This window comes from Bradyrhizobium sp. SEMIA, from assembly GCF_014844175.1.
Classification (GTDB): Bacteria; Pseudomonadota; Alphaproteobacteria; order Rhizobiales; family Xanthobacteraceae; genus Bradyrhizobium; species Bradyrhizobium arachidis.
The window spans coordinates 831,539-855,129 of the sequence record NZ_CP046601.1 but is presented as its reverse complement, the minus strand read 5'-3'; the positions used below and the strand labels follow the sequence as shown (position 1 = coordinate 855,129).

Below are 23,591 nucleotides of genomic sequence, written 5' to 3'. Positions count from 1 at the left end.
TTGCCGGCAGATCTCTCACCAAGGGTCGCCCTCGATAGCCCGAAATCCTGAAAGCCGGTTTAAGGGGAAGCCGTACCTATCGTTTCCGTAATGTGACGGCCCGGCCCTCGCGGAACGCGCGGGAAACCATTATCTTGCCCAACATCCCCCGATAATGGACGGACGCATGACCAATCCTGCCACAACCTCCCTGCTCGACCGCGCCAATCTCGATCGCGACCAGGTTCGCAACGAGGTCGCGCGCGGGCTTGCCGGCGCCGACGACGGCGAATTGTTCCTGGAATACAGCCAGACCGAAGCGCTGATGTTCGACAATGGGCGGCTGAAGCAGGCGACCTACGACACCTCGCAAGGTTTTGGCCTGCGCGCCGTCAAGGACGACGCGGTCGGCTACGCGCATTCCTCCGACGTGTCGCTGCCGGCGCTGATTCGCGCCGCGGACGCGGTCGCGGCGGTGCGCGGCGGCTATTCCGGCAGCTTCGCCGCCCCGCCGGCGCATACCAACGTGCGGCTCTATAGTGACGACAATCCGCTGGATGCGCCGGGCTTCGAGACCAAGGTCAAGCTGCTCGCCGAGATCGACGCATATCTGCGCGACAAGGATCCGCGCGTGCGGCAGGTCAGCGTCAGCCTGGGCGCGACCTGGCAGGTTGTCGAGATCCTGCGGCCCGACGGCGAGAGCTATCGCGACATCCGCCCGCTGGTGCGCGTCAACATCTCCGTCGTCGCCGGCCAGGGCGACCGCCAGGAGAGCGGCAGCAAGGGTTACGGCGGCCGCGCCGGCTATGCCGAATTCATCGAGAGCAGGAATTGGCGCGAGGCCGCCGACGGCGCGCTGCGCGAGGCCCTGGTCAATCTGGAATCGATCCCCGCCCCTGCCGGCGAGATGGACGTCGTGCTTGGCGCCGGCTGGCCCGGCGTGATGCTGCATGAAGCGGTCGGCCACGGCCTCGAAGGCGACTTCAACCGCAAGAAGACCTCGGCGTTTGCCGGCCTGATGGGCCAGCAGGTCGCCGCCAAGGGCGTCACCGTCGTCGACGACGGCACCATCGCCTCGCGGCGCGGCTCGCTGTCGATCGACGACGAGGGCACGCCGACCAACCGCACCGTGCTGATCGAGGACGGCATCCTGGTCGGCTACATGCAGGACCGCCAGAACGCGCGGCTGATGAACATGAAGCCGACCGGCAACGGCCGCCGTCAGGGCTATGCCCATGTGCCGATGCCGCGCATGACCAACACCTACATGCTCGCGGGCGACCGCGACCCGGCCGAAATCCTCGCCTCCGTGAAGAACGGCGTATTCGCCGCGAATTTCGGCGGCGGACAGGTCGACATCACCTCGGGCAAATACGTGTTCCAGTGCACCGAGGCCTACAAGATCGAAAACGGCAAGATCGGCGCGCCGCTGAAGGGCGCCATGCTGATCGGAAACGGGCCGACGGACCTGCATCGCATCCGCATGATCGGTAACGATCTCGCGCTCGATACCGGCATCGGCACCTGCGGCAAGAACGGTCAGGGCGTGCCTGTCGGCGTCGGCCAGCCGTCACTTCTGATGGAACGCATTACGGTAGGTGGAACAGGCGCATGAGTGTCGAGAAGGTAACCGTCCCCGCCAAGCGGCGGACCAGCGGCTGGGGCGGCCAGCTGATGCAGCTCGCCGGCATCGTTGCCGCCGTGTTCATCGCCAAGGGCGCGCTCGCCGAGCCGTTCTATGTGCCGTCGGGCTCGATGGAGCCGACGCTGCTGATCGGCGACGCCCTGCTCGCCTCGAAATTCCCCTACGGCTACGGCACCTCCTCGCTGCCGATCCAGATCAACCTGCCCGAGAGCGGCCGCGTGTTCGCGGAGACGCCGAAGCAGGGCGACGTCGTCGTGTTCCGCTGGCCCGGCGATCGCTCGCAGGCCTGGGTCAAGCGCGTCGTCGGTCTGCCCGGCGATCGCATCCAGATGCGGCAGGGCCAGCTCTTCATCAACGATCGGCCCGCCGAGCTGAAGCCGGATGGCATCGGCCAGGCCGAGGACGACAATGGCGGCAGCGAGCCCGCCTACCGCTACGTCGAGACGCTGCCGAACGGCGTCTCGCATCTGATCTTCAAGATGCGCGACAACGGTCCGCTCGACAACACGCCCGAGGTGACGGTGCCGCCCGGCCATCTGTTCGTGCTCGGCGACAACCGCGACAATTCCGCCGACAGCCGCGTGCCGCTGCGTTCCGGCGGCGTCGGCATGCTTCCGATCGACAACCTGGTCGGACGCGCGGATGCCGTGCTCGGCTCCTGGGATCTCGGCATGCGCGGCCAGCCGGTGTGGACCTGGCTCTCCGGCTTCCGGCTCGCGCGGTTCTTCACCGCCGTGCACTGAGCTGATCCTCATGACCTTCGACGACGTCAGAAAATTCGCGCTGACGTGGCCGGAGGTCGAGGACGGCACCTCCTACGGCACGCCGGCGCTGAAAGTACGCAAGAAGCTGCTGGCGCGCCTGAAAGAAGACGGCGACAGCCTGGTGATGCCGGATGTGCCGATCGACGAGCGCGCCATGCTGGTCGAGAGCCAGCCAAAAATCTTCTATTTCACCGATCACTACGCCGACTATCCGATCGTGCTGATCCGCCTGTCGAAGGCGAAGCGCGCGATCGTCGAACCGTTCCTGCGGCGGCGCTGGCGCGCGCTGGCCTCGAAGACGGCGCGCGCCCAATATGACGCGCGCGAGGACGTATGAGCCACGCGATGGACGAGGCGCGCTTTCTCGCGCTGGCGCTGAAAAATCCGGTCAATGCCGCGATCGTCGATGAACTCCATCGCCTCGCGCTGCCGGATGCGTGGCTGGTTGCGGGGTGCCTCGCGCAGACCGTGTGGAACGTGCTGACAAAGCGCGCGATCGATCACGGCATCTCCGATTATGACGTCTTCTATTTCGACCCAGACACCTCGTGGGACACTGAGGATGCCGTGATCCGAAAGCTGCATGCGCGGCTCGGGCACCTCGGCGCCAAGATCGAGATCCGCAACCAGGCGCGCGTGCACTTGTGGTATCCCGCCAAGCACGGCCTGCCTTATCCGCCGTTGACGTGTTCCACTGACGGCATCGACCGCTTCCTGACGCAGAACACGCAAGTCGGTGTCAGGCGCGCGGGCGATGGCCATGAGGTCTACGCGCCGCATGGCTTCGACGACATCGCAGGGCTGATCGCGCGACCCAATCGTGCGCTGAATTTTTCCGCCGCGAACTACGCCGCGAAGGCGGAGCGATGGAAGAGGCTGTGGCCGGAGATGACGGTGATTGCCGCGGAGTGAGATCTCGTAGGGTGGGCAAAGCGAAGCGTGCCCACGACTTCTTCGCGATTACAGAGAGATGATGGGCACGGCGCTTCGCGCCTTTGCCCACCCTACGGCACTAACCCACCCTGCGGGACTACGGCACCTTCCCTACCGCACCACGCCCGAGGTGAACCCGGCCTTCCTGCGCGGCGGCTTGATTTCCTTTTTCAGGAAGCAGCGCGCCTCGCGCCCGGTGTAGCCAGGGCGGGCATAGGTGAAGGCGCGACATTTGTTGTCGGCGATGCAGGCCGCCTTGCAGGCCTCCTCGCCCTCGCCCTCCTTGAGCTCGAAATTGCGCAGATCGCCGCCGGGGCGGTCGATCGACGTCTCCACGCCTTCGACCCGCGGTTCGATCACGCCGGCACCGCGCACACCGGAGATGCAGCAATTGCCCGGCACGCGCGGCGGCACGACGTTCTTGAGCCAGCACACGGCCGAGCCGCCTTCGACGTCGGGATAGCTGAAGCTCCAGGACCGACAGCGGCGGTCGCGTTCGCAGAGCAGCGCGCAATCCTCGGGATCGCCCGAGGTGACCGGCGTGCTGAAATAGTCGCCGCCGGGCCGATCGAACGCCGTCTGGGCGCGCGCGGGCCAGCTCGCAAATGCGAACGAAAGCAACGCGACGCAGGCCGCGACGCTTGCCAAGACCTTCGCCATGACGGCCCTGGTCGGGCGGCCCTTCCCCATCAGAACAGCTTTCGAGTTATTGACGACGCTCAGGTTTTTTCAGCCGGTCATTTGATCGCCGCAAACCTGTATGGGCGATGAACGGCTCAACTCCTGGGCGTTGGCCTATGTGTCTAGAAAGCGTATTCCGCGTAGGCCGGTTCCACCGAGCCGTTCCAGGGACCGTTGAACTTCTCGAGCATCTCCTCGGCCGGGGTGCGGCCGGAATCGATGATGCGATCGAGCGGCTCCAGATGCCGCGTCTCGTCGCGGCCGAGCTGGTCGATCCGGCCGCGCCGGCGCAGGCCGGCATGTGCCAGAACGAGGCATTCCTTGGCGATCTCGAACAGATAACGGTCCTTGATCCGCGCCTTGAAGCCGAAGCGCGGCACGTCGTCGCGCAAGGCCTGACGCTCGTGTGCGCTCCAGTGCTTGACGATCTCCCAGGCCGCATCGAGCGAGACGTCGTCATAGAGCAGCCCGACCCAGAACGCCGGCAACGCCGGCAGGCGGCCCCACGGACCACCGTCGGAGCCGCGCATCTCGAGATAGCGCTTCAGCCTCACTTCCGGGAAGATCGTCGAGAGATGGTTGGCCCAGTCCGACAGGGTCGGACGCTCGCCGGGAAGATTGTTGTTGCGGCCGTCGAAGAAGGCGCGGAACGAGGAGCCCGAGACGTCGATATACTCCTCGCCGCGCTTGACGAAATACATGGGCACGTCGAGCGCGTAATCGACATAGCGCTCGAAACCCATGCCGTCCTCGAACGCCCACGGCATCATCCCTGAGCGCGCATTGTCGGTATCGCGCCAGATCTCGGAGCGGAACGAGAGGAAGCCGTTCGGCTTGCCCTCCGTGAACGGCGAATTGGCGAACAGAGCGGTCGCGACCGGCTGGAGCGCGAGCGAGACGCGCAGCTTCTTGACCATGTCGGCTTCGGAGGAGAAGTCGAGATTGGTCTGCACGGTGCAGGTCCGGTACATCATGTCGAGGCCGTACTGGCCGACCTTCGGCATGTAGTTGGTCATGATCTTGTAGCGTCCCTTCGGCATCACCGGGATATCGGCGCGCGACCAGGACGGCGTCATGCCGAGGCCGAGGAAACCGATGCCAAGCGGAGCCGCGATCTCGCGCACCTGCGCCAGATGCGCCATCAGCTCGCTCTGGGTCTGATGCACGTTCTCGACCGGCGCGCCGGAGAGCTCGAACTGTCCGCCGGGCTCGAGCGAGATCGCGCCGCCGCCGGTGACGTCGTAGAGGCCGATGATGTTGCCCTTCTCCATGATCGGCTCCCAGCCAAGCAGGAGCTTCATGCCTTCGAGCAGCGCGCCGATGCCGCGCGGGCCTTCGTAAGGCACCGGACGGTGGCCTTCGAGCGTGAACGGCGTCTTCTCGTGCTCGGTACCCATGCGGAATTCGGACGGGTCCTTGCAGCCGGCCTCGAACCACGCGACGAGCTCGTCGCGCGATTGCAGCGGCGTCATATCGATCTGGTCTCGCGCCATATCAAACTCTAATCAAAAGCGCTTCGACCGAATGCGCGCGGGTGACGGGATGGTCCGCGAACCCACCGGGCGCGCGGACGTGCTGGTTTGCCGCGCGATCATCGCGTCGGCGAAGTTTCGTTGACGTTGGCGACGGGCGGCAGCTTCATCTCGCCGCACGAGCAGCCCAGGCGGTCGAGCAGACCGCTGAGCTTGACGGCGTCGGCATCTGACAGTTTCGAGCCGACATACTTCTCGATCGCGGCCGAATAGGCGCCCCACATCCGCTTCTGCAGTTCGCGGCCGGCTTCCGTGATCTCGACGAACTGGCCGCGCTTGTCGATCTTGCATTCGCGCCGGGAGGCAAGGCCCTCATCGACCAGGCGGTCGATCAGGCGCGAGGTGGAGTATTGCGGGATCAGCATCTGCCGCTCGAGTTCCACCGGCCGCAGCTCTCCGCTCGGCGCGCGCGACAATTCGAGCAGCGCGTCGTACCATGCCAGCGGCGGGAACCCCGCCTTCTTCAGGTCCTGCTCGACGCAATCGAGCACGCGGCTCTGCACCCGCATCAGGCGGATCCAGGCGGAAGTTGCCTCGGTCGATGGTTTGCGTTTCATGGTCCCGCTCAAGCTCGTCGTCCGTGTCTTACTCTATTCTATGCAGCTGCATCAATCTTGACTATTTCATGCAGGCGCATGTAGTCGTTCTTTCGCCCTAGCCAAGCAGCAAGAGGAGGAAATTCCATGAAACTGTACTATTCGCCCGGCGCCTGCTCCCTGTCCCCCCACATCGCGCTCCTGGAAGCCGGCCTGCCTTACGAGCTGGTCAAGGTCGATATCCGGGCCAAGAAGCTCGAAAACGGTGAGGATTATCTGAAGCTGAACCCCAAGGGCCAGGTCCCCGCACTGGGCCTCGACAGCGGTGAGATCGTGACCGAAGGCCCGGTGATTGTCCAGATGATCGCCGATCGGGCCTCAGCGAAGACGCTGGCGCCGGCCCATGGCAGTTCCGAGCGCTACAAGCTGCTCGAGTGGCTGAACTTCCTCACCTCGGAGGTCCACAAGAGCTTCGGTCCGCTGTTCGCGCCGGCGCTGAACGACGAGGCCAAGGCCTTCTTCAAGGATCGCGTCATGGGCAAGCTGAAATACATCGACAGCCAGCTCGCCGGCCGCGACTACCTCATGGGCCAGCAGTTCACGGTCGCCGACGGCTATCTCTTCACGATGCTGACCTGGGGCGACCGGATGAAGTTCGATCTCTCGGCGATGCCGAACCTTGCGGCCTACAAGGCCCGCGTCGCGGCGCGGCCGAAAGTGCAGGAAGCGCTGACGAAGGAAGGGCTGGCGCAGGCGAAGTAAGGACGGATCACCACTGCAACGACGAAGAGCCGGACGATGATCCGGCTCTTCGCTTGCGGAACCCGGCGGTTCGTGACGCCGCACCATCAATTTTTATGAGGATTGTCGGGGTTAACAATAACTCCGCCTTGTTTGCTCCACGAACGTCACCATCCTTGTGAGAGCAATACAGTTGGCTCAACCTCAGCTAGGGACGCGATGCGGACCGCTGAACTGGGAAGCTGTCGTGACGATCGTATTTTGTCTATTGCTCGCGAGCGGAATCACCGGACTGGCGACCGGGCTGTTCTTCCGGGTCTGGGCGTTGGTGCTCGTCTCGCCGGCCATCGCACTTCTTGCAGCGATCGTTCTGCAGAGCTCGAACTTTGGATTTTGGACGGGCATCCCGGTCGTCGTCGGCTGCCTGATGGTCGGCCAGCTCGCCTATCTGGCGGGGGCGTTCCACCTGCAAACAGGGGAACTCTCAATGCAGGACGACGCTGACGGCGAACCAGGCAAGCACAGCCAACGCCGTATCGGCGACCAGAACGAGTAGGGCCAGGCCCAGCCACGAGGGAACTTTCCTGCGCCGCCGGAGCATCTTGCGGCGCGACCACGGCCGACCCAGCAGCAACAGCGGAGCGTATCTGACCGCAACGCCGGCTGCGCTATCTTGAAACACCATGGGGCTCATTGCGGGACACCTTCAATGCTAATCGTCGCAGTGTGGATTCGTTAGCAAGAGCGGTGCCAGTGCGGAGCGGGCGTGACCGTTGCGGGGATTTGGAGCGGCCCTAGTGTGGCACGGAAACACACGAACCGATGTGACAGGCCCCAAGCCAAATGTGGCGGGATCGGTGATCCGGTCTTTTTCATTGTGAACCATTTGGCGGGCAACGTCGTCGAAGGAGCATCTCCACGAGACAATGCCCCATGAACATGATCGGGTGCGTATTGGCCGCGGCGACGAAGGTCGCTGGAAAGCCAGTCTCGCCGACGATGCGGTCTCGGGCCGCGCGTTCTCGCCGTTCGGCGACGGAAAATAAAAAGGCCGGATCAACGATCCGGCCTTTGTTGTTTCTGCGTCCTCGGAAGACCGTCAGGCCGCCGTCTTCTTCGGCGCGAACCGGCCGTAGAAGGTTTCGCCCTTCGCCGCCATCTCCTCGAGCAGCTTCGGCGGGGTGAAGCGCGAGCCGTATTTCGCCTCGAGCTTGTGGCAGAGCTCGACGAACTTCTTCGTGCCCATGAAGTCGATGTAGGACAGCGTACCGCCGGTGAACGGCGCGAAGCCAAAGCCGAGGATCGAGCCGACATCCGCCTCGCGCGGATCGGTGATGACGTGGTCCTCGACCGTGCGCGCGGCTTCCACCGCCTGCACCACCAGGAAGCGCTGCTTCAGCTCCTCGACGTCGAGCGTATCAGGGTCGAGCTGCTTCGGCTGCAGCGCCGAGAGGCCCGGCCACAGGCTCTTCGAGCCCTTGCCCTTCTCTGGATAGTCGTAAAAACCCTTGCTGTTCTTGCGGCCGAGGCGGCCCTGGTTCTCGACCATCTCCACCATCAGCTTCTTCTGATCGGGGTTGATGGCGTTGGGGCCGAGATCGGCTTCGGTGGCCTTCATGATCTTGAGGCCGAGATCGAGCGCGACCTCGTCCGACAGCGAGAGCGGGCCGACCGGCATGCCGGCCATCTTGGCGCAGTTCTCGATCATCGCCGGCGGCACACCTTCGAGGAACATCTCGTTGCCTTCGGCGACGTAGCGGCCGACGCAGCGATTGGCGAAGAAGCCGCGGCTGTCGTTGACCACGATCGGCGTCTTGCCGATCTGACGGACATAGTCGAGCGCGGTCGCGAGCGCGACGTCGCCGGTGTTCTTGCCGAGGATGATCTCGACCAGCATCATCTTCTCGACAGGCGAGAAGAAGTGGATGCCGACGAACTTGCCCTGGTCCTTGAAGCTCTCGGCCAGCGAGGTGATCGGCAGGGTCGAGGTGTTCGACGCGAAGATCACGTCCGGCTTGAGATATTCCTGCGCCTTGGCGAAGGTTTCGGCCTTGACCTTGCGGTCCTCGAACACGGCCTCGATGACGAGGTCGACGTCCTTCAGCGCCGCGTAGTCAGCCGTCGGCGTGATGCGCGCGAGCAGCGCTTCGGCATCCGTCGGCTTGGCGCGGCCCTTCTTGATCTGCTCCTCGATCACCTTCTGCGCGTGCGCCTTGCCCTTGTCGGCGCTTTCCTGGTCGCGGTCGATCAGCACGACGTCGAGGCCGGCGCGGGCCGAGACGTAGCCGACGCTCGCGCCCATGAAGCCTGCGCCGATCACGGCGATCTTCTTGACCTTGGTCGCGGGCACGTCCTTCGGACGGCGCGCGCCCTTGTTCAGCTCCTGCATCGACAGGAACAGGCTGCGGATCATCGCAGCCGCCTCCTTCGAGCGCAGCACCGAGGTGAAGTACCGCGACTCGACGCGCAGTGCGGCGTCGATCGGCAGCTGGAGGCCTTCATAGACGCAGCTCATGATCGCGCGCGCGGCCGGATAATTGTCGTAGGTCTCGCGGCGATAGATCGCGTTGCCGGCCGGGAACATCATCATGCCGGCTTTGGAGAACACGGGGCCGCCGGGCAGCTTGAAGCCCTTCTCGTCCCAGGGCGCGACAGCCTTGCCGCCGCCCTTGATCCAGTCCTTCGCGGCCTTGATGAGATCGGCGGCGGGAACGATGGCGTGGATCAGGTTCAGCGCCTTCGCCTTCTCGACGGTAACAGGATCGCCCTTGAGCAGGATCGTCATCGCATCCTGCGGCGGCACCAGGCGCGGCACGCGCTGCGTGCCGCCGGCGCCGGGGAACAGGCCGACCTTGACCTCGGGCAGGCCGAGGCGCGTTTTGGGGTTCTCAGCCGCCACGCGATAGTGGCAGCACAGTGTGATCTCGAAACCGCCGCCGAGCGCGAGGCCGTTGATCGCGGCCGCCCACGGCTTGCCTGACGTCTCGATCGAGCGCAGCACCTGCGAGAAGCGGCGGCTCTGGTCGAACAGCATCTGGTTCGCGGCGGTCTCGCCCTGCTCCTTCAGAACCTTGGCATAGGCCTGGTTCATGCCTTCGAGCATGGAGAGGTCGGCGCCGGCGCAGAACGCTTCCTTGGCGGAGGTGATGACGACGCCCTTCACCGCGGCATCGGCCGTGGTTGCTTTGACGATCGCGTCGAGCTCGCTGGTCGAGGTCTCGTCGAGCACGTTCATCGAACGGCCCGGGATGTCCCAGGTGACGAGCGCGATGCCGTCGGAATCGGTCTCAACCTTAAAATTCTTGTAAGCCATGTTGGTTGCTCCCTATCCCTAGACGCGCTCGATGATGGTCGCGGTGCCCATGCCGCCGCCGATGCACAGCGTCACCAGCGCGGTGGACTTGTTGGTGCGCTCGAGCTCGTCGAGCACGGTGCCGAGGATCATCGCACCGGTGGCGCCGAGCGGATGGCCGAGCGCGATCGCGCCGCCATTGACGTTGATCTTGGCGTTGTCGATGTCGAAGGCCTGGATGTAGCGCAGCACCACCGAGGCGAAGGCCTCGTTGAGCTCGAACAGGTCGATGTCCGACTTCTTCATGCCGGAGCGCGCGAACAGCTTCTCGGTGACGTCGACCGGACCGGTCAGCATCATCGCCGGCTCTGAGCCGATGTTGGCGAAGGCGCGGATCTTTGCGCGCGGCTTGAGGCCATACTTGCTGGCTGCCTCCTTGCTGCCGAGCAGCACGGCGCCGGCGCCGTCGACGATGCCGGAGGAGTTGCCGGCGTGATGCACGTAATTGACGCGCTCGATCTCGGGATGCGACTGCACCGCGACGCCATCGAAGCCGCCCATCTGCGCCATCATCGTGAACGACGGCTGCAGCTGCGCCAGCGACTGCATCGTCGTCGAGGGACGCATGTGCTCGTCCTTGGCGAGGATGGTGAGGCCGTTGATATCCTTCACCGGCACCACGGACTTGTTGAAGCGGCCTTCGTCCCAGGCCTTGCCGGCGCGCTGCTGGCTCTGCACGGCGTAGGCGTCGACGTCATCGCGCGAGAAGCCATACTTGGTGGCGATCAGGTCGGCCGAGACGCCCTGCGGCATGAAATAGGCGGGCACCGCCATCGACGGGTCCATCGGCCAGGCGCCGCCGGAGGCGCCGATGCCGACGCGGCTCATCGATTCGGCACCGCCGCCGATCACCAGCTCATGCTGGCCGCTCATCACCTGAGCTGCGGCAAAATTCACGGCGTCGAGGCCAGAGGCGCAGAAGCGGCTGATCTGCACGCCCGGCACGGCTTCGCCGAGACCTGCTTTCAGCGCCGCGAAGCGCGCGATGTCGGAGCCGGCTTCGCCGACCGGATCGACCACGCCGAGCACGACGTCGTCGACGGAATCTTCCGGCAGGTTGTTGCGGTCCTTCAGCGCCTTCAGCGGCACCGTGGCGAGCGCCAGCGCGGTGACTTCGTGCAGCGCGCCGTCCGGCTTGCCGCGGCCGCGGGGAGTACGAACGTGGTCGTAGATGAATGCCTCAGGCATGACGCCCTCCTGATCTGTTGTTCGAATTTCGACGGCGCGGAAGCAGCCTCAGAACGCTTCCGCCGGCAGTTCCATGATGGTGGCGCAGCCGGACTGGATGCGCGCGAGATTGGCCGCGGTCTCCGGCAGCATCCGCTCCATGAAGAAGCGGCCGGTGACGAGTTTCGTGGAGAGATAGGGGGTGGCGCCCTGCTCGGCAATCTTGACCTGGGTGACCTTGGCCATCTTCGCCCACATGTAGCCGAGGGCGACGAAGCCGAAGAGATGCAAATAGTCGGTCGCGGCCGCACCGGCATTGTCGGGCTTCATCATCGCATTCTGCATCAGCCAGGTGGTGGCCTGCTGGAGATGGCCGAGCGAAGCCGAGAGCGGCGTGATGAACGGCTTCATCGCCTCGTCGCCGCCGTTCTCCTTGGCGAAGGCCATGACCTCGCCGAAGAAGGCCATGATGGCGCGGCCGCCGTCGCGCGGCAGCTTGCGGCCGACGAGATCGAGCGCCTGGATGCCGTTGGCGCCTTCATAAATCATCGCGATGCGGGCATCGCGGACGAACTGCTCCATGCCCTGTTCGGCGATATAGCCGTGGCCGCCATACATCTGCTGCGCCTGCACCGCGTTGGCAAAGCCGTAGTCGGTGAGGAAGCCCTTCAGCACCGGCGTCATCAGACCCATGTGGTCGTCGGCGGCCTGGCGGTCCTTCGGGTCCTCGGAGCGATGGGCGACGTCGCTCTTCAGCGCGGTCCACATCACGAAGGCGCGCGCGGCCTCGTTGAAGGCGCGGATCGAGAGCAGCGTGCGGCGCACGTCGGGATGGACGATGATCGGATCGGCCATCTTGTCCGGCGCCTTGGCGCCGGTGAGCGCGCGGCCCTGGATACGCTCGCGGGCATAGGCAACGGCGTTCTGATAGGCGACCTCGGATTGCGCGAGACCCTGAACGGCGACACCGAGGCGGGCCTCGTTCATCATCACGAACATGCCTTGCATGCCCTTGTTCTCTTCGCCGATCAACCAGCCGGTGGCGTTGTCGTAGTTCATCACGCAGGTGGAGTTGCCGTGGATGCCCATCTTGTGCTCGATCGAGCCGCAGACGACGCCGTTGCGCTGCCCGACCGAGCCATCGGCATTGACCAGGAATTTCGGCACGACGAACAGTGACACGCCCTTGATGCCGGCGGGCGCGCCCTCGATGCGGGCGAGCACGAGGTGGATGATGTTGTCGGCGAGGTCATGCTCGCCGGCCGAGATGAAGATCTTGGTGCCCGTGATCTTGAAGCTGCCGTCGGCCTGGCGCACCGCCTTGGTGCGCAGCATGCCGAGATCGGTGCCGCAATGCGGCTCGGTCAGGTTCATGGTGCCGGTCCACTCGCCCGCCACCATCTTCGGCACGAAGGTCTGCTTTTGCTCCGGCGAGCCATGAACGATCAGCGCTGCGGTCGCGCCCATGGTGAGGCCGCCGTACATCGAGAACGCCATGTTGGCGGAGATCTGGAATTCGTTGACGGCTTGCGAGAGCGTCACCGGCAGGCCCTGGCCGCCGAGCTCGGTCGGCGCCGAGAGACCAAGCCAGCCGCCCTCGGCGACCTGCTTGAAGGCGTCCTTAAAACCCTTCGGCGTGGTGACGCTGCCGTCCTCAGTGCGCTTGCAGCCTTCGAGATCGCCGACGCGATTGAGCGGCTGGAGCACCTCTTCGGCGAGCTTGGCGGCCTCGCCCAGGATCGCCTCGCGCACGTCGCTCGAGGCATCGGAGAAGCCGGCGAGGTTGTCGTAGCGGTCGATCTGGAAGACGTCGTTGAGCAGGAAGTTCACGTCTTCGACGGGGGCTTTATAGATCGGCATTGCGTTCTCCCGGCATGGGGCTTGAAGTGGCGGAATTCTCTAGGATTGGGCGGCGAGCTGCTCCGCCATCAGGCGGTGCAGCATGTTGATCGCCTTGAGCGGACGCACCATCACCTTGAAATGGGTGATGCGTCCCTCGGCATCGAAGGTGATGATGTCGACGCCGTTGATCTCGATGCCGTCGATGATGGTCTTGAATTCGAGCACGGCGCCGCTCGCGTTCTTCCACTCCCCGACATAGGTGAAGCCGGGACCACCGAGCACCTTCTCGGCGCTCGCGAGATATTTGAAGGTGATGTCGCGGCCGCGCTGGGGTGAATGCACGACGGGGCTTTCGAACACGGCGTCAGGATGCAGCAGGTCCCAGAGCGCGGCGCGGTCATGGGACTTCATGAAGGCGTACCAGGAATCGAGGCCGGTCATGGTCAGGATGCCTCCCTAGATAAAAGCCTTGGCAAGAAACTCGAAAACAACCCCATGCACAGTAGCGAGGGGTTGATTCGGCTGGGTTTTCCGGTCGGGTCTCGAACCCCGACCTTGGGTCACCTCATATGCACATTGACGCATATGCACCAATGCGCATAAAGTCAAGTCAATTGGTCGGGACTTCAAGAAGGAGCTGGTGCCATGGCGCTGGGCGACGCAATCCTCGCATGCCTGACGGAACGTCCGATGACGGGCTACGAGCTCGCCAAGACATTCGACTCCTCGATCGGCTTCTTCTGGAAGGCCGATCACCAACAAATCTACCGCGAACTCTCCAAGCTGCGCGACCGCGGCTATATCCAGGGGCGCGAGGTCGTACAGTCCGGCAAACCCAATAAGCTCATCTATACGCTCACTCCGGAGGGCCGAACAGCGCTGCGGCACTGGGCCGCGCGGCCGAGCACCCCGCCCTCGATCAAGGACGACCTCTTGGTGCGGCTGCATGCGCTCGACAGCATCGATATCGAGCCCATGCGCACCGATTTGATGGACCGGCTGGAGCACCACCGCGACCGTCACGCCAATTACGAGCGCATCCTGAAGAAGCGTTTTCCGGACGGCACGGCGGAGGGCAGGCTCGACCTCGGCAATCTGCTGCTGCTCCGCCTCGGCGCCCGCCACGAGCAGATGGTGGCCGATTTCTGCGAAGAGGCGCTCGAGGCGCTGTCGGCCATGAGCGGCAAAGGCACGGTGGTGCCGCTGGAGGACAGCAAGCGCGAGGGCAAGGGCTAGGCCCAGGCTTAGAACTTCGTCACGACGGGCTTGTCATCCCAGTTGAAGCGGACGTTCACGCCGGCGCGAACGATGTCGTCGGTCAACCGGACATCGCGGGTGCTGACGGTGAGTGCACCAGTCGGGACGGCCGGGTCGACATATCGCTTGCTGCCGAAATCGACGTGAACGTATTCGAGCTTGAAGCTTACCGCGCCCCAGCTATCGGTCCACGCCGCCCATTCGCCGCCAAGACCAGCCGCGAGGCCGGTGCGGGTCTTGGAGTCCGTGACCTGCCCCTCCGGACTGGACACGGTGACCTCCGTGCCGGCGAATGCGACGCCGGCGGTGCCATAGATCAGGAACTGATCGATCGCATAGCCGATGCGGCCGCGAAACATGTCGATCCAGCGCTCCCGCGTGCTGCTCAAGGCTGTGCGATTGAAGGGTGGCAGGTCCTGCGCGGAGCCGTGCGTGTTGGTCCATGAGGCGTCGTTCTCGAATCCGAGCACCGTCTTCTCGATCTGAAAATCGCAGCCGAAAGCCCCGCCCGCGACCCCGCCGGTGAGATTGAAGGTACCTGTGAGCGTGGGACCGACGGCATCGCCGGCGCGCGCGACGTGCTCGCTCTTGCCCCAGGAGCCGCCACCCTGGACGCCGACATAGCAACTCGTCCAGTTGAAGCCTGCGGGCGCCGGCGCTTTCACCACGGGCTTTGCCGCCGGGGCATCGGCGGCAAAGGCGGACGATACCAGTCCGGCCGCCATCGCGGCCACGAGCAACCATTTCATCTCAGCAACAATCCGCTCAGGCGGAGCGCAAAACGCAGCGCTCGCTATCCCTGAGACGGGCCGGCGATGCCGGCGGCGAAATTTTTGTCGAAGGCACGCCGGTCGTTCACTCCCTCTCCCGCTTGCGGGAGAGGGTCGGGGTGAGGGCTTTCTCCTCTTGGGGGTTCTCGCCTAGAGGAGCCACCCTCTCCCCAACCCTCTCAGCGCGAGCGAAGCTCGTCGCGCCCCGCACACGGGGGAGGGAGCACACCGACCCCCGCGGTGGCGCCGCGGTTCCCGCCGCCCAACTTTAAGACACCGGCGCCGCATTCCTTAACCCGTTATTTACCGTAACAGGAAAAAGTCGGTTTTCGAGGCAGACGACCCGCGCCAAATCCGATTGTCTTTGCAACCGGCACGCGAGGGAAGGCTGGAGGCGCCGGGGTGGGGCGCTGAAGTCGGAACCGGACAGAGTCATGAATTCGCGCGTATCGTGGAGTGTTGACGGCATCGATCCATCCGTCAGGGAGCGGGCCGAAGCTGCTGCGCGTCGTGCCGGCATGTCACTCAACGATTGGCTGAACTCCACGCTCGGCGAGACTGCACCGCCGAGCTTTCGCCCGCCTTACGATCAGCGCCAGCAACAGCAGCACATGCCGAGTCAGGAGAGCCGCGAAGTCGCGGACATTCACCAGCGGCTCGACGCGATCACCCAGCAGATCGAACGGATCTCGAAGCCCGCGCCGCGCCAAGACTCTTCTCGTGAAAGAGACGTCGCGCGCGAGCAGGGCGTCGCGCGCCAGCTCAACGACGCGATCTCGCGGCTCGATGCGCGGCTGTCGCAAATCTCCCGCCCGCAGCAGCCGCAGCAAGCTCAAGCGCCGCGGCCCGCGCCCGCGCCGTCACCGGTCGAAATGCGCCAGCGCCAGGCCGATGCGGTCGAGCGTGCGGCAACACAGGTCTATCGCAGCTCACCACCCCTGAGCCCTGCCTCGTTCGACGTCGCGGTCGCCGAGATCACCGCACGCCAGAGCGAGCTCGACGGCTTTACGCCGAGGCAAATGCCGCCGCGCGCCGCGCCCTCGATTGCACCCGCAGCACCTTACGCGCCGGCCATGGCACCGCCCCCGCCCGCCTATGCGCCGCCGCAGCCGGCGCCGGATTTCTCGGCGCTCGAGCGCCATCTGCTCAAGATCACGAGCCAGATCGAATCGCTGCAGCGCCCCGACAATACCGAGCAGGCCATCTCCGCCTTCCGCGGCGAGCTCGCCGAGATCCGTCAGGCCATCACCGAGGCGATGCCGCGGCGCGCGATCGAATCGATCGAGAACGAGATTCGCTCGCTGCACCGTCGCATCGACGAGACCCGCTCCAACGGCACCGACGGCCAGGTGCTGTCGGGCATCGAGCGCGCGCTGTCCGACATCAAGCAGGTGCTGCGCACGCTGACGCCGGCCGAACAGCTCACCGGCTATGACGAGGCGATCCGCAATCTCGGCGCCAAGCTCGATCTGATCCTGCGCGCCAATGACGATCCCTCGACGGTGCGCCAACTGGAGGACGCGATCTCGGCGCTGCGCGCCATCGTCTCCAACGTCGCCTCCAACGAGGCGCTGGCACGGCTGTCCGAAGACGTGCAGCTGCTGTCGTCCAAGGTCGACCAGATCACCCGCGCGTCCGGCCACAGCGACAGCTTCGCGGTGCTCGAGCAGCGCATCGCCGCCCTCACCGCCGCGCTGGAAACGCGCGAGCGGCCGCAGCCGTCCGAAAGCACCGAGCATCTGGAAGCCGCGATCCGCGCATTGTCGGACCGCTTCGACCGCATGCAGGTCGGCAACGATTCCGCCTCGACTTTCGCTCATCTCGAGCAGCGGGTCTCGTACCTGCTGGAGCGGATCGAGGCCGCCGCCGATCCGCGCAACGGCAACTTGAGCCGCGTCGAGGACGGACTGCACGACATCCTGCGCCACCTCGAGCGGCAGCAGGCGACCTATTCCGCACTGGCCGAGAGCCGCAATTCGGCGCCGGCGGCCGATACCGGCGTGGTCGATCTCGTCAAGCGCGAACTCTCCGACATCCGCTTCAGCCAGGCCGAGACCAACCGCAGCACGCAGGACTCGCTCGAAGCCGTCCATAGCGCGCTCGGCCACGTCGTCGACCGCCTCTCGATGATCGAGGGCGATCTGCGCGCGGTGCGCTCGGCACCGCCGGCCCCTGCGCCGCAGCCGATGCCCATGTCGTCGATGCCCATGGCGTCGATGGCGATGCCGATGACCGCGCCCATGGAGTCCGCGCCGATGGTGCGCGAGCCGTGGCAACAAGCGCAGCAGCAGCCGAAATACGATCCGAAGCCCGAGCTGCCGAATCCCGCCGCCGCGCAGCACCCGCCGCATTCCGCCTTCGTCGCCGCGCCGCGCGAATTCCACGCCGCTGCTCCGGCCGCGCTCGCGTCCCGTGCGAAGGACAAGGGCCAGAGCCAGGAAGGCGGCTCGACCATCACCTCCAAGATCCGCTCGCTGCTGGTCGGCGCGAGCGTGGTCGTGATCGTGCTCGGCACCTTCAAGATGGCGATGAACCTGCTCGAGGGCGGCGGTCCGGCGCCAGCGCCACAAGCGATGGAGAATTCGTCGCCCGCACCCGCGCCGCAGCCGGCACCGCCGCCGGTCGAGACCAAGCCCGCCGCGCCCGAGCAGATCACGCCGTCAATGACCTCGCCGACGCCGATCGGCCGGCAGTCGCAGAACAATGCCGCGCCGGCCCCCATGAATAATTCCGGCGGCACTGCTTCGGTCGAAATCCCGCCCGCGCCCACAGTGCCGCCTCCGCCCGCTGCGTCGAGCGATGTGACTGGCGCGCTGTCGGGCACGAGCCGCGCGAAGCTCGGAACGATCCAGGTGCCGCCGAGCGAAAAGCTGCCTGATGCTATCGGCGGTCCCGGCTTGCGCACCGCCGCCATGAAGGGCGATGCGACCGCAGCCTACGAGATCGGCCTGCGCTTTGCGGAAGGCAAGGGCGTCGCCACGAATTACGACGAAGCCGCCAAATGGTACGACCGCGCGGCGCAGGCCGGCGTGGTGCCCGCGACCTTCCGCCTCGGCACGCTCTATGAGAAGGGCCTCGGCGTGAAGAAGGACGCCGACATCGCCCGCCGCTACTACACCCAGGCCGCCGAGCGCGGCAACGCCAAGGCCATGCACAATCTCGCGGTGCTCGATGCTGACGGCGGCGGACGCGGCGCCAATTACAAGAGCGCGGCGCAGTGGTTCCGCAAGGCGGCCGATCGCGGCGTCGCCGACAGCCAGTTCAACCTCGGCATCCTCTATGCCCGCGGCATCGGTGTGGAGCAGAACCTCGCCGAGTCCTACAAATGGTTCAGCCTCGCGGCCGCCCAAGGCGATGCGGATGCCGCCGGCAAGCGCGACGATGTGGCCAAGCGCCTCGACCCGCAATCGCTCGCCGCCGCCAAGCTCGCGATCCAGACTTTTAGCGCAGAGCCGCAGCCTGACGATGCCGTCAACGTTCCCGCCCCGAACGGCGGCTGGGACAGCGCGCCGCAGGCGAGCGCCAAGCCCGCGCCGAAGCAGGTTGCGACGAAGCGTTCGGCCTCGGCGCGCATTAAAGGCGCATCGTTTTAAGTCGACAATCGGGCCGCGTGCTCGGTGCACCCCTCCCGCTTGCGGGAGAGGTCGGCGCGTAGCGCCGGGTGAGGGCTTTCTCCTCTGGGGGAGTCTCACTGCGGAGACACCCTCTCCCCAACCCTCCCCCGCAAGCGGGGGAGGAAGCGCGCGCCTTTGTCCTGACAGCTATTGAACCCAATCTCTTCGCTCTCGCTTCACCCATTCACCACGCCCCAAATTCCCGGTCCCGCCCGGCGCCGAATTCCGCTATTGAGAGACGCGGCAATCGTTCCAACCTTCCCGCGAGCATTTCCGCGCACTCGATCCGTCTCGCCGGAGCGTGGTCCTTCGATGCAGCTCTATCTCCCGATCGCCGATCTGCCCGTCAACGTCTTCCTGGTGTTGGCGATGGGCGCGGCGGTCGGCTTCGTCTCCGGCATGTTCGGGATCGGCGGCGGTTTTCTCATGACGCCGCTCTTGATCTTCATCGGCATCACGCCGGCGGTGGCCGTCGCTTCGGTCGCGAGCCACATCGCGGCCTCGTCCTTCTCCGGCGCGATCTCTTATTGGCGGCGGCGCGCGATCGATCCGGCGCTGGCGAGCGTATTGTTATGCGGCGGCGTCACCGGGACGGCGCTCGGGGTGTGGACCTTCACGCAGCTGCGTGCGCTCGGCCAGCTCGATCTGATGATCGCGCTCTCCTACGTCGTGCTGCTCACCACGGTCGGCAGCCTGATGTTCTCCGAGGGCCTGCGCGCCCTAATGCGGACCCGGCACGGCGCGGTGCCGCCGCGGCGCACGCATAACTGGATCCACGGCCTGCCGCTGAAGATGCGGTTCAAGCGCTCGAAGATCTATCTCTCCGTGATCCCCGTGGTGATCGTCGGCATCGTGATCGGCTTCATCGGCGCCGTTATGGGGATCGGCGGCGGCTTCATCCTGGTGCCGATCATGATCTACCTGTTGCGCGTGCCGACCTCGACGGTGATCGGGACCTCGATGATCCTCACCCTCGTCACCATGCTGTTCGCGACCATGCTGCATGCGGTGACCAATCATCTCGTCGACGCCGTGCTGGCGCTGATCCTGATGGTCGGCGGCGTCACCGGCGCGCAGTTTGGCGCCCGTGCCGGCCAGAAGATCCGCGGCGAGCAGCTGCGGCTGCTGCTCGGCCTCCTGATCCTGTCGGTCGGCGTGCGCTTCGCGATCGAGCTTGTGATCCGGCCCGAGGATCTCTTCACCATCCGCGAGCTCGGGGTGACCGGATGACGCGCGCGCTTCTCGCAATCTTTCTCGTCCTGCTGCTCGGCTCGGCTGCGCGCGCCGAGCGACTGATTGTGTCGGTCTCCAACCACCGCGTCACCGTGACGCCGAACTATTCCGGCGAGGAGCTGGTGCTGTTCGGCTCGGTCGAGAGGGACGCCACGACGCCCACTGACCGCACCGCTTACGATCTCGTCGTCACCGTGATGGGCCCGCGCGCCGATATGGTGACGCGACGGAAGGAGCGCAGATTCGGCATCTGGATCAACACCGACTACCGGCAATTCCTGGAGGTGCCGAGCTATCTGGCGCTGTTCGCCAACCGTCCCTTCAACCTCATCACCTCGCCCGAGATCGCGCGCCGGCAGCAGATCGGGCTCAACAACGTGCTGCTGACCCAACGTGTCAGCGGCGACTATGCCGACGTGGTGCCGGACGATGCGTTCCGTTCCGCCTTCATCCGCCTGCGGACCGAGCGTGGACTCTATCGCGAGGATGCGAGCGCGGTGACGTTCCTGACGCCGACGCTGTTCCGCACCGGCATTCCGCTGCCGGCGGAAGTGCCGATCGGCACCTACGAGGTCGAGATCAAGCTGTTCGCGAACGGCACGCTGGTCACCAAGACCGAGACCGCGTTCGAGATCGTCAAGGTCGGCTTCGAGCAGTTCGTCGCGACCAGCGCCCGGCAGCACGGGCTGATCTACGGCCTCGTCACCGCAGCGATGGCGCTGATGACGGGATGGATGGCGTCGATCGTGTTCAGGAAGGATTGAGGGTCGTCATTCCGGGGCGCGCGAAGCGCGAACCCAGAATCCGTCCATCGGTGGAGTTGGTGGCGCGATGGATTCCGGGCTCGACGCTTCGCGTCGCCCCGGAATGACAGCTACGGCGGCTCGATCACTGTCGGCACGCCCGGCTCCAGCAGGCGCAGCCGCGTCCCGAAGCCGAGCACGTCAAACGTCTTGCGCAGGTCCTCGCTGTTCTGGCGGAAATGCGCCCAGCCCTCGGTATGCAGCGGCACGATCATCGCGTCAGGAAAGGCGCGCGCGGTCTCGATGGTGTCGTTGGTGTCCATGGTGAGATGGAACGGCCCGCGCGTTTGCGCCGCCCCCGCGAACGGCAGCACCACCCGACATTTGAAGCGGCGCGCGACCTCGGCGACGCCGTCGAACCAGGTAGTGTCGCCGCTGATATAGATGGAATGCGTGTCCTTGCGGCTCGACTGCACCACGAAGCCGATGACGTCGCCCGACAGCGGCTCGATGCCGGCCGGACCGTGACGCGCCGGTGTCGCGGTGATCGTGAGCCTGTTGCCGTCATCGTCCTTCAGATGCGCGGTGGCCCAGGGCGCGAGGCCCTCGACATGGCCGCCGAGGCGTTTTGCGCCGGCTTCGGTCGTCAATGCGCGCGGCGCTTTGAGGAGGAAGTCGCGGCCGGAATTGTCGAGATTGTCCGAATGCTGATCGTGGCTGAGCAGCACGGCATCGATCGGACCGATCGCATCGGGCTTCATTGCGGGACCGATGGTCTTCTCCAGCTTCACATGCGGCAGCTGGTAGGCGCCAGGCGCATCAAAGGTGGGGTCGGTGAGCAGGCGAAAACCGTCGATCTCGATCAGCGCAGTGGGGCCGCCGATCAGGGTGATGGAAATGGGCATGAGGAACTCCTCTTACGCGACGGCCTTTGCCGGCCGCGTCACCAGGTAAATGCCGAGCGCCACCGGAATGATCCCCAGGAGGTCGCGCATCTCGATGTGCTCGCCGAGCACGATGTAGGCGAACAGCATGCCGAGCGGCGGCATCAGGAAATGATAGGCGCTGGCGGCGGTCGCGCCACACACTTTCAGGAGATGAAACCAGAGCCAGTAGGCGAGGATCGAGCCGCCGAGCACCAGGAACGCGAAGGCGCCGATCAGGCTCGGCGTGAAATCAATCGCGTGGACGTCCGCAAAGGTGAGCGCGATCGGCGTCAGCACGATGCCGGCCGCGAGGTTCTGCACGCCGTTGCCGATCCACAACGAGCCCTTCGGCGCCAGCAGCTTGAACAGGATGGTGCCGGCGACGATGGAGGCAAGCGAGGCCAGCGTGAAGACGATGCCGTGGAGACTATCGGTGCCGACCGACAGGCGATGCCAGACGATCAGGGTGACGCCGATGATGCCGAGCGACAGGCCGCCCGCCTTGCGCCAGCTCATGCCCTCGCCGAGCAGCAGCGCGGCGAGCGCCGCGGTGAACACCGGATTGGCCGAGACGATCAGGCCGCCGAGGCCGGCGGAGACCGATTGCAGGCCGGTGTAGCCGAGCCCGAGATAGAGCGCATTGTTGGCGATGCCGAGGACGGTGAAGATCACCGCATCGCGCCATGACAGCGACCAGTCGCCGCGGACCATCGTGGCGCCGAGGATCAAAATGCCGGCGAGCGAGAAGCGCGCCGCGAGCAGGATCAGCGGTGGGCAATGGGTGACGCCGATCTTGCCGGCGACGAAGGCGTAGCTCCAGAGCAGGCAGAACAGGCCGATATAGAGCGGCAGCGCATTGAAGCGGCTGCGGGGGACGGACATCGAAGGGGCAAGCGACATGACATTTCTCCTGAGCCTTCGACATAGGGGGACGGCTTGCCATTTGGAAATTAAATGATTAACTGCCGATCAGTTGATTTTCGAATGGAGGCGGCCATGCTCGATCTGGAGCTCCTGCGCAGCTTCGTCTCGGTGGTCGAGGCCGGCGGCTTCACCCGCGCCGGCGAGCGCGTTCACCGCACACAGTCGACCGTCAGCCAGCAGATCAAGCGGCTGGAGGAGGATGTCGGCCAGGTGCTGCTGCACCGCGACGGCAAGGACGTGCGTCCGACCGAAGCCGGCGAGCGGCTATTGTCTTATGCGCGGCGCCTGCTCTCGCTCGCGGAAGAGGCGCGCGACATTCTGCGCGAGCCTGGCGGCGAAGGCGCGATCCGGTTGGGCATCCCCGAGGATTTCGCGGCGTATCGTCTCGCGAAGCTCTTGGGCGCGTTCTCGCGCTCGCATCCGGGGCTGCGCCTCGATGTGCGAGCCGACCAGAGCAAGAACCTGTCGCGCGATCTCGAACGCGGCGAACTCGACCTCGCGCTGTTCAAGCGCGGCGCCGGCGAGAAGGGCGCGATCGCGGTGTGGCCGGAGCGGGTGCACTGGGTCACCAGCAAGAGCCATCCGGTCGACGTCAATGTGTCGTCGGTGCCGCTGATCGGCTTCCCGCTCGGCTGTCTCTATCGCGCCGGCGCCATCCACGCACTGGAAAGCGCCGGTCGCCCCTGGCACATGGCCTATTCGTCATCGAGCCTCGCCGGCATCCAGGCAGCCGTGGCCGCCGGCATGGGCCTCAGCATCTTGTCCGAGATGTCGATCCAGTCCGATCACCGCGTGCTGACCGCGAAGGACGGTTTTGCTCCGATCAACAGGACCGAGGTCGCGCTGATGGCCGCGCCCGATGCGAGCCCGGCAACTCTGCGGCTTGCGGATCGTCTCGCCGAGTTCTGCGATACGGTGCAGGCGAAGGCAGCCTGAGCGCGCGAAGCGCCCG

21 protein-coding genes are annotated in these 23,591 nt (G+C 65.5%); 11 read left to right on the top strand and 10 right to left on the bottom strand.

Annotated features, from left to right (window positions below; all coding sequences use genetic code 11):
* The first annotated feature begins 166 nt into the window (after positions 1–166).
* The 4 genes from tldD to FOM02_RS04050 are packed head-to-tail and all read left to right on the top strand — an operon-like array spanning position 167 to position 3,300.
* Entirely contained in the window at positions 167–1,594 is a 1,428-nt protein-coding gene (gene tldD, locus FOM02_RS04065) for a metalloprotease TldD (RefSeq protein ID WP_027561956.1), read from the top strand.
* Positions 1,591–2,367 (top strand): signal peptidase I, encoded by a 777-nt coding sequence (gene lepB, locus FOM02_RS04060; RefSeq protein ID WP_027561955.1) that lies wholly within the window; start codon positions 1,591–1,593, stop codon positions 2,365–2,367. The genes tldD and lepB overlap by 4 nt, the downstream gene beginning before the upstream one ends.
* Positions 2,368–2,377: 10 nt before the next feature.
* Positions 2,378–2,725, top strand: coding sequence for an MmcQ/YjbR family DNA-binding protein (locus tag FOM02_RS04055; RefSeq protein ID WP_027561954.1), 348 nt, complete (start codon positions 2,378–2,380; stop codon positions 2,723–2,725).
* Positions 2,726–2,733: 8 nt separating this feature from the next.
* Complete coding sequence (locus tag FOM02_RS04050) at positions 2,734–3,300, top strand: nucleotidyltransferase family protein (protein WP_027561953.1); 567 nt, start codon at positions 2,734–2,736, stop codon at positions 3,298–3,300.
* A 132-nt stretch (positions 3,301–3,432) separates the two neighbouring features.
* Here FOM02_RS04050 and FOM02_RS04045 read toward each other — a convergent pair whose 3' ends face one another.
* From FOM02_RS04045 to FOM02_RS04035, 3 genes are all read right to left on the bottom strand, one after another.
* Positions 3,433–4,011 carry a PAN domain-containing protein gene (locus tag FOM02_RS04045; protein WP_027561952.1) on the bottom strand — a complete coding sequence of 193 codons (579 nt, stop codon included), beginning with the start codon at positions 4,009–4,011 and terminating at the stop codon, positions 3,433–3,435.
* A 113-nt stretch (positions 4,012–4,124) separates the two neighbouring features.
* Positions 4,125–5,495, bottom strand: coding sequence for a glutamate--cysteine ligase (locus FOM02_RS04040; RefSeq protein WP_027561951.1), 1,371 nt, complete (start codon positions 5,493–5,495; stop codon positions 4,125–4,127).
* A 98-nt stretch (positions 5,496–5,593) separates the two neighbouring features.
* Complete coding sequence (locus tag FOM02_RS04035) at positions 5,594–6,091, bottom strand: MarR family winged helix-turn-helix transcriptional regulator (protein WP_027561950.1); 498 nt, start codon at positions 6,089–6,091, stop codon at positions 5,594–5,596.
* Positions 6,092–6,217: 126 nt separating this feature from the next.
* Between FOM02_RS04035 and gstA the strand changes: the two genes are divergently transcribed.
* The gene (gene gstA, locus FOM02_RS04030; protein ID WP_027561949.1) at positions 6,218–6,832 is read left to right on the top strand and encodes a glutathione transferase GstA; all 615 of its coding nucleotides are present in this window, start codon (positions 6,218–6,220) and stop codon (positions 6,830–6,832) included.
* A 226-nt stretch (positions 6,833–7,058) separates the two neighbouring features.
* Positions 7,059–7,367 carry a hypothetical protein gene (locus FOM02_RS04025; RefSeq protein WP_231164161.1) on the top strand — a complete coding sequence of 103 codons (309 nt, stop codon included), beginning with the start codon at positions 7,059–7,061 and terminating at the stop codon, positions 7,365–7,367.
* 543 nt (positions 7,368–7,910) lie between these two features.
* On the opposite strand, the gene FOM02_RS04020 is transcribed toward FOM02_RS04025, so the two are convergent.
* From FOM02_RS04020 to FOM02_RS04005, 4 genes are read right to left on the bottom strand one after another with little or no spacing between them, the layout of a single operon-like run.
* Entirely contained in the window at positions 7,911–10,124 is a 2,214-nt protein-coding gene (locus tag FOM02_RS04020; protein ID WP_027561947.1) for an FAD-dependent oxidoreductase, read from the bottom strand.
* Positions 10,125–10,142: 18 nt separating this feature from the next.
* The gene (locus tag FOM02_RS04015) at positions 10,143–11,351 is read right to left on the bottom strand and encodes an acetyl-CoA C-acetyltransferase (RefSeq protein WP_027561946.1); all 1,209 of its coding nucleotides are present in this window, start codon (positions 11,349–11,351) and stop codon (positions 10,143–10,145) included.
* Between the two features lie 48 nt (positions 11,352–11,399).
* Positions 11,400–13,190, bottom strand: a complete 1,791-nt coding sequence (locus FOM02_RS04010) for an acyl-CoA dehydrogenase C-terminal domain-containing protein (RefSeq protein WP_027561945.1) — start codon at positions 13,188–13,190, stop codon at positions 11,400–11,402.
* Between the two features lie 39 nt (positions 13,191–13,229).
* Positions 13,230–13,613: a nuclear transport factor 2 family protein gene (locus FOM02_RS04005; protein WP_035730637.1), complete on the bottom strand. Its 384-nt coding sequence runs from the start codon at positions 13,611–13,613 to the stop codon at positions 13,230–13,232.
* A gap of 204 nt (positions 13,614–13,817) precedes the next feature.
* Between FOM02_RS04005 and FOM02_RS04000 the strand changes: the two genes are divergently transcribed.
* Positions 13,818–14,408: a PadR family transcriptional regulator gene (locus tag FOM02_RS04000; RefSeq protein WP_027561943.1), complete on the top strand. Its 591-nt coding sequence runs from the start codon at positions 13,818–13,820 to the stop codon at positions 14,406–14,408.
* An 8-nt stretch (positions 14,409–14,416) separates the two neighbouring features.
* On the opposite strand, the gene FOM02_RS03995 is transcribed toward FOM02_RS04000, so the two are convergent.
* On the bottom strand, positions 14,417–15,178 hold the full coding sequence (locus tag FOM02_RS03995) for an outer membrane protein (RefSeq protein ID WP_027561942.1): 762 nt from the start codon (positions 15,176–15,178) through the stop codon (positions 14,417–14,419).
* A gap of 455 nt (positions 15,179–15,633) precedes the next feature.
* Here FOM02_RS03995 and FOM02_RS03990 point away from each other — a divergent pair, with 455 nt between their 5' ends.
* From FOM02_RS03990 to FOM02_RS03980, 3 genes are all read left to right on the top strand, one after another.
* Positions 15,634–18,792 carry a hypothetical protein gene (locus FOM02_RS03990; RefSeq protein WP_265441456.1) on the top strand — a complete coding sequence of 1,053 codons (3,159 nt, stop codon included), beginning with the start codon at positions 15,634–15,636 and terminating at the stop codon, positions 18,790–18,792.
* A gap of 333 nt (positions 18,793–19,125) precedes the next feature.
* Positions 19,126–20,043 carry a sulfite exporter TauE/SafE family protein gene (locus tag FOM02_RS03985; protein WP_027561941.1) on the top strand — a complete coding sequence of 306 codons (918 nt, stop codon included), beginning with the start codon at positions 19,126–19,128 and terminating at the stop codon, positions 20,041–20,043.
* Positions 20,040–20,810, top strand: coding sequence for a TIGR02186 family protein (locus tag FOM02_RS03980; RefSeq protein ID WP_027561940.1), 771 nt, complete (start codon positions 20,040–20,042; stop codon positions 20,808–20,810). The genes FOM02_RS03985 and FOM02_RS03980 overlap by 4 nt, the downstream gene beginning before the upstream one ends.
* 110 nt (positions 20,811–20,920) lie before the next feature.
* On the opposite strand, the gene FOM02_RS03975 is transcribed toward FOM02_RS03980, so the two are convergent.
* Together FOM02_RS03975 and FOM02_RS03970 are read right to left on the bottom strand one after the other, a co-directional pair.
* Positions 20,921–21,694: an MBL fold metallo-hydrolase gene (locus FOM02_RS03975; protein ID WP_027561939.1), complete on the bottom strand. Its 774-nt coding sequence runs from the start codon at positions 21,692–21,694 to the stop codon at positions 20,921–20,923.
* Between the two features lie 12 nt (positions 21,695–21,706).
* Positions 21,707–22,615 carry a DMT family transporter gene (locus FOM02_RS03970; RefSeq protein ID WP_027561938.1) on the bottom strand — a complete coding sequence of 303 codons (909 nt, stop codon included), beginning with the start codon at positions 22,613–22,615 and terminating at the stop codon, positions 21,707–21,709.
* Positions 22,616–22,711: 96 nt separating this feature from the next.
* Here FOM02_RS03970 and FOM02_RS03965 point away from each other — a divergent pair, with 96 nt between their 5' ends.
* Complete coding sequence (locus FOM02_RS03965; RefSeq protein WP_027561937.1) at positions 22,712–23,575, top strand: LysR family transcriptional regulator; 864 nt, start codon at positions 22,712–22,714, stop codon at positions 23,573–23,575.
* Positions 23,576–23,591: the final 16 nt, after the last annotated feature.

Excerpts from the sequence above, each read along its gene's own strand:
- FOM02_RS04035 (WP_027561950.1), bottom strand. The coding sequence starts at position 6,091 with ATGAAACGCAAACCATCGACCGAGGCAACTTCCGCCTGGATCCGCCTG.
- FOM02_RS04020 (WP_027561947.1), bottom strand. The coding sequence starts at position 10,124 with ATGGCTTACAAGAATTTTAAGGTTGAGACCGATTCCGACGGCATCGCG.
- FOM02_RS03995 (WP_027561942.1), bottom strand. The coding sequence starts at position 15,178 with ATGAAATGGTTGCTCGTGGCCGCGATGGCGGCCGGACTGGTATCGTCC.
- FOM02_RS03985 (WP_027561941.1), top strand. The coding sequence starts at position 19,126 with ATGCAGCTCTATCTCCCGATCGCCGATCTGCCCGTCAACGTCTTCCTG.
- FOM02_RS04010 (WP_027561945.1), bottom strand. The coding sequence starts at position 13,190 with ATGCCGATCTATAAAGCCCCCGTCGAAGACGTGAACTTCCTGCTCAAC.
- FOM02_RS04005 (WP_035730637.1), bottom strand. The coding sequence starts at position 13,613 with ATGACCGGCCTCGATTCCTGGTACGCCTTCATGAAGTCCCATGACCGC.
- lepB (WP_027561955.1), top strand. The coding sequence starts at position 1,591 with ATGAGTGTCGAGAAGGTAACCGTCCCCGCCAAGCGGCGGACCAGCGGC.
- FOM02_RS03990 (WP_265441456.1), top strand. The coding sequence starts at position 15,634 with ATGAATTCGCGCGTATCGTGGAGTGTTGACGGCATCGATCCATCCGTC.
- FOM02_RS04000 (WP_027561943.1), top strand. The coding sequence starts at position 13,818 with ATGGCGCTGGGCGACGCAATCCTCGCATGCCTGACGGAACGTCCGATG.
- FOM02_RS04055 (WP_027561954.1), top strand. The coding sequence starts at position 2,378 with ATGACCTTCGACGACGTCAGAAAATTCGCGCTGACGTGGCCGGAGGTC.
- FOM02_RS03980 (WP_027561940.1), top strand. The coding sequence starts at position 20,040 with ATGACGCGCGCGCTTCTCGCAATCTTTCTCGTCCTGCTGCTCGGCTCG.
- FOM02_RS04050 (WP_027561953.1), top strand. The coding sequence starts at position 2,734 with ATGGACGAGGCGCGCTTTCTCGCGCTGGCGCTGAAAAATCCGGTCAAT.
- FOM02_RS04040 (WP_027561951.1), bottom strand. The coding sequence starts at position 5,495 with ATGGCGCGAGACCAGATCGATATGACGCCGCTGCAATCGCGCGACGAG.
- FOM02_RS03965 (WP_027561937.1), top strand. The coding sequence starts at position 22,712 with ATGCTCGATCTGGAGCTCCTGCGCAGCTTCGTCTCGGTGGTCGAGGCC.
- FOM02_RS03970 (WP_027561938.1), bottom strand. The coding sequence starts at position 22,615 with ATGTCGCTTGCCCCTTCGATGTCCGTCCCCCGCAGCCGCTTCAATGCG.
- gstA (WP_027561949.1), top strand. The coding sequence starts at position 6,218 with ATGAAACTGTACTATTCGCCCGGCGCCTGCTCCCTGTCCCCCCACATC.
- FOM02_RS03975 (WP_027561939.1), bottom strand. The coding sequence starts at position 21,694 with ATGCCCATTTCCATCACCCTGATCGGCGGCCCCACTGCGCTGATCGAG.
- FOM02_RS04015 (WP_027561946.1), bottom strand. The coding sequence starts at position 11,351 with ATGCCTGAGGCATTCATCTACGACCACGTTCGTACTCCCCGCGGCCGC.
- tldD (WP_027561956.1), top strand. The coding sequence starts at position 167 with ATGACCAATCCTGCCACAACCTCCCTGCTCGACCGCGCCAATCTCGAT.
- FOM02_RS04045 (WP_027561952.1), bottom strand. The coding sequence starts at position 4,011 with ATGGGGAAGGGCCGCCCGACCAGGGCCGTCATGGCGAAGGTCTTGGCA.